The organism is Paenarthrobacter sp. Z7-10 (genome assembly GCF_026932795.1).
In the GTDB taxonomy this organism is placed as follows: domain Bacteria; phylum Actinomycetota; class Actinomycetes; order Actinomycetales; family Micrococcaceae; genus Arthrobacter_M.
Genome location: NZ_JADPVH010000104.1, coordinates 1 through 6,515, shown reverse-complemented (window position 1 = coordinate 6,515; position 6,515 = coordinate 1). Strand labels below are relative to the sequence as shown.

At 65.6% G+C, this 6,515-nt stretch carries 8 protein-coding genes; 1 reads left to right on the top strand and 7 read right to left on the bottom strand.

Annotation, left to right across the window (positions count from 1 at the left end):
* Positions 1-230 (bottom strand): hypothetical protein (locus tag IV498_RS18445; protein ID WP_269048534.1); only part of this gene is annotated, 230 nt, incomplete at its 3' end.
* Between the two features lie 302 nt (positions 231-532).
* Here IV498_RS18445 and IV498_RS18440 point away from each other — a divergent pair.
* Complete coding sequence (locus IV498_RS18440) at positions 533-673, top strand: hypothetical protein (RefSeq protein WP_269048533.1); 141 nt, start codon at positions 533-535, stop codon at positions 671-673.
* Positions 674-707: 34 nt separating this feature from the next.
* Here IV498_RS18440 and IV498_RS18435 read toward each other — a convergent pair whose 3' ends face one another.
* The 6 genes from IV498_RS18435 to IV498_RS18410 form a co-directional block, all read right to left on the bottom strand.
* The gene (locus tag IV498_RS18435) at positions 708-2,411 is read right to left on the bottom strand and encodes an ABC transporter ATP-binding protein (protein WP_269048532.1); all 1,704 of its coding nucleotides are present in this window, start codon (positions 2,409-2,411) and stop codon (positions 708-710) included.
* Positions 2,411-3,169, bottom strand: coding sequence for an energy-coupling factor transporter transmembrane component T family protein (locus IV498_RS18430; RefSeq protein WP_269048531.1), 759 nt, complete (start codon positions 3,167-3,169; stop codon positions 2,411-2,413). The genes IV498_RS18435 and IV498_RS18430 overlap by 1 nt, the downstream gene beginning before the upstream one ends.
* 5 nt (positions 3,170-3,174) lie before the next feature.
* Positions 3,175-3,987 (bottom strand): ECF transporter S component, encoded by an 813-nt coding sequence (locus tag IV498_RS18425; RefSeq protein ID WP_269048530.1) that lies wholly within the window; start codon positions 3,985-3,987, stop codon positions 3,175-3,177.
* 65 nt (positions 3,988-4,052) lie between these two features.
* The gene (locus tag IV498_RS18420) at positions 4,053-5,180 is read right to left on the bottom strand and encodes a nucleoside hydrolase (protein ID WP_269048529.1); all 1,128 of its coding nucleotides are present in this window, start codon (positions 5,178-5,180) and stop codon (positions 4,053-4,055) included.
* A gap of 34 nt (positions 5,181-5,214) precedes the next feature.
* Positions 5,215-6,192 carry an aldo/keto reductase gene (locus IV498_RS18415; protein WP_269048528.1) on the bottom strand — a complete coding sequence of 326 codons (978 nt, stop codon included), beginning with the start codon at positions 6,190-6,192 and terminating at the stop codon, positions 5,215-5,217.
* A 135-nt stretch (positions 6,193-6,327) separates the two neighbouring features.
* On the bottom strand, positions 6,328-6,515 hold a 188-nt coding region (locus tag IV498_RS18410), incomplete at its 5' end, for a hypothetical protein (RefSeq protein WP_269048527.1).

Below are 6,515 nucleotides of genomic sequence, written 5' to 3'. Positions count from 1 at the left end.
GCTACAAAGTCCCCCGGCGAATGCGCCTCTGGCTGCGCGCCAGAGACCGGACCTGCACCTTCCCCGGCTGCCGCACCGTAACCGCTGACACCCAACTGGACCACCTCAAAGCCCACGAACACGGCGGCACCACCGACGACGATGACCTCAGCAGCGAATGCCGCCGCCACCACTACTTCAAACACCTCCCCGACGGCAAAGACCGCCACGGCCACCACCACCCCGCACATTCCAATTCCAACACCAACAACGGCTGCGGCACCGACAACGAATCCGAAACCAGCGTCGGAGCAGACCCGCCACTGACAGTCCGCGGCTGGAAACCCACCATGACCGACTCCGGCATCCCCGCCTGGACCGCACCCTCCGGCCGGACCTACCCACCCATACCCCGCGACATCACCCCACCCATCCTGCCCAACCACTTCACCACGCCACCGCCCGGCCCGACGCCGACTGCCCGTGGGCGCACGCACCCACCACCGCCAGACCCGATGATCAGGAGAACGGAGATCAAAGACCCTGGCCGACCATGCCCGACGACCCCGACGCTGACACCTGGTGGCAGCACCTGCACGTTTACCTGGCGAAAAGCGAATACACGGTTCCCAATTCCGAGTCCGAGGCTACCGAAGAGATCGAGAACTACTGCCGGTATCCCGACGTGGCGTAATCATTACCGCGCCCGGCAACGTTGTCACCATCCTTCAGATCGAATCCACGCCTTTCGATCGCATCCACGCCGCCGGTGCCTGCACGCCGAAAGCTTCGCCGCCGCCGAAATGTTGCTCCAAAACATGCATGAACGGCCCGTCGGCAACAATCCGGCCGGAACTGAGCAGCACCAGACGGGAACAATGCGCGTAGGCAAAATCGAGGTTGTGGGTGACGACGGCGACCGCCGCACCCCGTGCCGCTTCCACCTTGATGGCGCGGGCAAGCCGATCAACGCCGTCCCGGTCCATCGAAACCGTCGGTTCATCCATCGCCAGCAGGGAGGGGCGGCGCACCAGAACAGTCGCCAGGGCCACCAGTCGCCGGGCCGATGCAGGCAGTTCGTAGGGGTGTTCTTGAGCCAGTGCGGTCAAGCCGCAGCGCTCAAGGGCGTGCTGGACGGCGGCGTCGCGGTCCTCGGAATCCTCAACCGGCATTCCGTAGGCCACCTCGCGGGCAACCGTTCGTTCAAAGAGCTGGTCCTGTGGGTCCTGGAACAGATAGGCAACGTCCCTGGCTACGCTGCCCACCGGTTCGCCCGCAATGTTCCTGTCCAGAATCCGGACCGTGCCAGACTCCGGCCGGGCCAGCCCGTTCAAATGTCGCAGTAGAGTGCTCTTGCCTGCACCGTTCGCACCGGCAATGGCCACCCGCTCGCCGGCCCGGAGGGTCAGGTTCACGCCGTCGAGCACCGTGGGACGCCGAAGGAGCGAACGCTTGGAAAGGGCGGTAAGTCGCCGACGGCGTTGGTCGCCATAGCGGTACACGACGTCCTGCAGCTCGGCCACGGGCTGAGCCTGCACCGCGTGCGGCAGCGCCCCGGGCCCACCATCATTCGCCTCCTCGGCGGCCGCGGCGACGGCGGCGGACGCAGTGTCCACCGCGTCCGGAAGCAACGGAAGCCGGGCCGCTTCGGCGGACCGGAGCATCGTGGAGCGCGGACCGGAGGCGACGATGCGGCCGCCGTCGAGCAGGTGCACCCGGGCAGCCAAGCGTCCGATGCCGCCGAGCTCGGGGGTCAGCAGGACGATGCCGGCGCCCCGCGCAAGCAACGATTCAATCATCGTTCGGACGTAGCGCCGGGCGTCGGCATCCAGTCCCGCGGTGGGCTCATCCAGGACCAGGAAATCCGGATTCAGGGCCGCTGCGGAGGCGATGATCATTCGCCGCTGTTCGCCACCCGACAGCTCGTTCGGGTTGCGTTGCAGCAGGTCCGTCAGGCCGAGGTCCCGGGCGGTGAGCCGCACGCGTTCTTTCATCAGGACCCGGTCCATCCCGGAATTTTCCAAGGCGAACGCGATTTCCTCCGCCACCGTTGCGGCGACGGTGGAGAGCTGCGCCGACGGATCCTGGCCCACGTAGGCCAGGTGCCGGTTCCAAACGGCGGCATTGATCCGAGGGTTGACGACGTCAGGGCTGGTAGCGGCAAGGGCCGAAGCAGGATCGTCGGGTCTGGCCGAATGCTGTCCTCCGGCCGAAAACCATAGCGTCTCCCCGCCCATGTCGAAGCGTGCAGTCAGCACTCCGCCATGGCGTCCTGGCAGCACAGCGGCCAGGATCCGAGCCAGGGTGGACTTTCCGGATCCTGAACCACCTGCTACGAGGACGCAGTCCCCCGCCTGGACCGCCAGATCAATTCCGTGCAGGGTCGGGTGCTCGTCACCGGGGTAGCTGAAAGTGTCCAGCTGAAGTCGCATCAGCGGGCACCGTACCAGAAGACCAGGAACGCCAGCAGGGCCGCCAGCAGCATCGTTCGGAAAACCTGCTGCGCCCGTGAATCGGTAACTTCACGATAGCTGGTACGGCGGCTGCGGCCGCCAAAACCGCGCGCCTCGAGCGAATCGGCCCGGCTGCCGGCCTCGTGCAGCAGGGCCAGCACCAGTGGAACCGCTTGCTCCCGCACCGCCGCCAGCCGTCCGCGCAGGCCGGAACCGGTGACGAGCCCGCGGGCCTGCTGAGCCTGCGCAACCCGCCGCGCCCGCGCGGCGATGGCCGGGGCGATGGTGAGGGCGGAGCAGAGCACAAATCCCAACTGCGGCGGAGTGCGGTATTTGGTCAGCAGCGCCATCAGATCCGCCGGCTGCACATGAAAGGAAAACGCCAGAAAGACCACCACAAAAACGGCCGTACGCAGACCCATGGAGGCGGCAAAGAAAAGTCCCTCCGCTGTCACCCGGGCCGGACCGAAGGTCCACAGGACGCTCCGGCCCTCGGGAAAGAAGAGTCCGTGGGTCAGGAGCAGCGACAGGCCAAAGGGCACCATGATCACCGCCGCGGCCGGTAATACCTTCCGGCCCAGGCCCACACTGGCCAGCAGTACCGCCAACCCCAGCAGGACTCCCGCCGATACGGCCCAACTGTTCAACGCCGTCGTCGTCACCGCGATTACGACGGCGGCGCACAGCACCGTCAGCGGGCTGAGCCTGCCAAGGCGGGGCGGCGCTGCGGAAACCACGAAAGTTAGGAGGACTTGGCGCCGGCCAGCACCCGGAACCGCCGCACGAAGGGGAACCGCAGCGTGCTGCGCCGGGGCAGCGCGTACACCAGCACCGCAACCACAGTGAAGACAATCGCCTTGTCCATCGGGTCGGAGAGCAATGCCTGCTTGGTGATGGCGGTCAGCAGCGAGTCCCCCATTGCCCGGAAGGCGCCAACGATGGCCCCGGTCGCCACGCCGGACGTTCCGCCGTACACGAAGGCCGCGATCGGCGCGGAAAAGACACCGGCAAAGATTCCCGTTACAAATCCGGCCACCGGGGCCAGGTAGAAGCGCCGGAACAGGCCGTAGCGGGCTGCCAGGCCGGCGAGGAAACCGATCAGGGCAGCGCCGGCGGCAAAGGGCAGCACCGTGGGATTGAACAGGGACCAGACAATGCTGCTCAGCGCGCCGGTGGCGGCTCCTGCGGCAGGGCCCGCCAGCACGGCGATCAGGACGGTGCCGATGGCATCCAGGTAGAACGGAACCAAAGTACTGCCCACGAACTGGCCCAGCACAATGTTCAGCACAAGGGCCACTGGTATCAGCACCAGAGTTGAGGTGGGAAGGGTGGGGAGGATGCCCAGGATCAGCAGCACGACCCCCAGCAGGAAGCCGGACAGTGCCAGCAGTGTTGAGCCGCTGGAAAGCCCATTGGTGATATCCGCCGGCTGCGCGAGCACCAGGTAAAGGTACGTGCCGGCGATGGCCAGGGCGCCGAGGATTTCGAGCAGGCGGCGCACTCGGCGGTCCGCCTGTCCAGGGGCGGGCAGGGTAAGCGAAGAAGAGGAGGACATCAGGATTCCTTGAGGGTACGAAAAAGGGGGTCCCGCCTATGTCACCTTGGCGTCAGATAGCAATCCTACCGGGCGGTGCCGCTTACACCTGCTCCGGGCCGCCGAAGTGAGCTGTCCGTTTTCGGCTCTGTGTCCGTAGACTTCGACTCGCCGTAGAGGTTTCGGGCCAGGGTTCCGATGGAGTTGAGCAGTTCGGTAAAGCACTGCTGTGGATCATTGTCCACCACAATCCGGGCGTTCGGAGCCTTGCCCCACAGGCCCCGGTAATCCGCCACGGTGGTACCGATCAACAGTGCGGAGTCAACTTCGACGTCGACGCTTGCCAGCCGGGTGCGGTATGGCGTGCGTCCGGCGGCAACGGCGGCGGCAAAGGCGTCGTGCATGTGCGCAATGTAACCCTGGTCGTAAAGCCGGTGGAACTCCATATAGCAGCGGATGGAATCCGACAGGGCGGCCACCAGGGGATTGTCCGAGGTGCTGCGCATCCCCTCCGGCTGTTGCGGCAGCACCTGCTCGGGCGCAGCGCCGGCAATCCTGGCGAGTTCGGCTACGTGATCCGGGCAGAATTCAATTCTTTCCGTGGTTTCCAGCGCGCAGACCACGGGAAGCTGGTGCTCGGGAAGCCCGGTGTAGGCAGCGAAGACCTCCTTGGCCGCATGCGGATCGACCGAAACGTTCCATTCCGCCGTGGGCGTGGTGTTGCCCTGGTAGTAGAAGCAGCCGCCCATAATCACCAGACCCTTGAGCAGCCGGGGAAGTTCCGGATCCCGCCGCAGCGCCAGCGCGAAATTGGTCAACGGGCCGGTAATCAGGCCGGTGATTTCGCCGGGGTGCGCCCGCACTTCCTCAATCCAGACGTCCACGGCGTGACGGCTGGAAATTTCCTGTTGAGCCAGCGGCAGGACCGCGTAGCCGATGCCCTGCGGTCCGTGGGTCTCCTCGGTGGTCACCAGCGGAATCTGCAGCGGCACTTCGGCACCCATCGCCACTTCAATGCCGGGCCGGCCGCAGAGCTCCAGCAGCGCCAAGCTGTTCAGTGCCACCTGACGTGCCCCTACGTTTCCTGCCGTGCAGGTGATGGCTTGGATGTGGATCTCCGGGCGGGAAAGCAGGTAAACCAGTTCCCATGCATCGTCGATGCCGGTGTCGATATCCATCAGGATGCGCGCCGGACCAGGACCCGTCGAGCCCATCAGAACGCGCTCCTGCCGGGGCCAGGCGAACCCATCAGAACAGTGCCACCTTCGGCGTCACCGGGAAGATGTTGTCGAGTTCGGCAAGATCCTGCGCCGACGGCGTCCAGCACACCGCGGCGGCGTTCGCCTTGATCTGTTCCACCTTGGTGGCGCCGGCGATGACGCTGGCAACGGAGGGTTGTGCCGCCAGCCAGGAAAAAGCAACCTGGACTTCCGTGAGCCCGCGGGCCCGGGCGAACGCGCTGAACTCCGCCAGCTGGTTCCAGTCCGCCTGCTGCAGCAGATTAGTGCGTGAATGCGTCAGCCGGCTGCCGGCCGGGGCTTTGCCTTTGCTGTACTTGCCGGTGAGCAGTCCGTTGGCCAACGGGAAATACGGCAGCACGCCCAGTCCATAGGCCTCGGCTGCCGGAGTCACTTCCAGTTCGGCTCGGCGGTCCAGCAGATTGTAGTGATTCTGGGAGGAAATGAAGGGGGTGAAGTGCGCGGCCCGGGCGGTGAATTCGGCTGCCGCAATCTGCCACCCGGCCATGTTCGAATGGCCCAAATAACGCACCTTGCCGGAGCGCACCAGGTCATCGAGCGCGGCCAGTGTTTCCTCGATCGGCGTCTGCAGATCCGGTACGTGGAACTGGTAAAGGTCGATCCAGTCGGTTCCGAGCCGCCGGAGCGAGGCCTCCACAGCCCGCATAATGTAACGGCGTGAGCCCCGCCGGCCCCAGTCCGTCCCGTTCGCGCCCTGCATGTCCATGCCAAATTTGGTGGCGACAATGACGTCGTCGCGATTCTTCGCCAGCGCCTTGCCCAGCATTTCCTCGCTCAAGCCAGGCGTTTTGCCATAAGTGTCCGCAACGTCGAAGAGCGTGATGCCTTCTTCGATGGCGGCATGGATTACCGTGTTCGTGCCGCCCTGGGACTCCGTGGGCGTTCCTGGTCGGCCAAGGTTGTTGCAGCCCAGCCCGACGGCGGAGACGGTGAGGCCGGAGGTACCAAGTCGTCGATATTCAGTCATGGTTCCACCCTAATATGCCTCGCCCTGCCAGCGCGCCCGGGTCGCCATTTCCACGCCCTTCTGCGTCACCGCGTGGGCGATCACCGGGCCAGTCTGATCTGTCTTACTCAGTTCTGCCTTACTCAGTGTTCTGTCTTACTCAGTGTTCGCATGCGCGGCAGCCGCGGCGGCGTTGTCGACCCCCCGGCGCGTCGCCAAGAGCAGGCAGACGACGTCGAGAGCCACGTGGGTGACCTGGTCAAAGAGGCTGGAGAGCGGCTGAACGGTCTCGGCCTCGCCGGGGCGGCGGTATTTCGTGGCGGCGGGCAGCAGCAGCACCGACA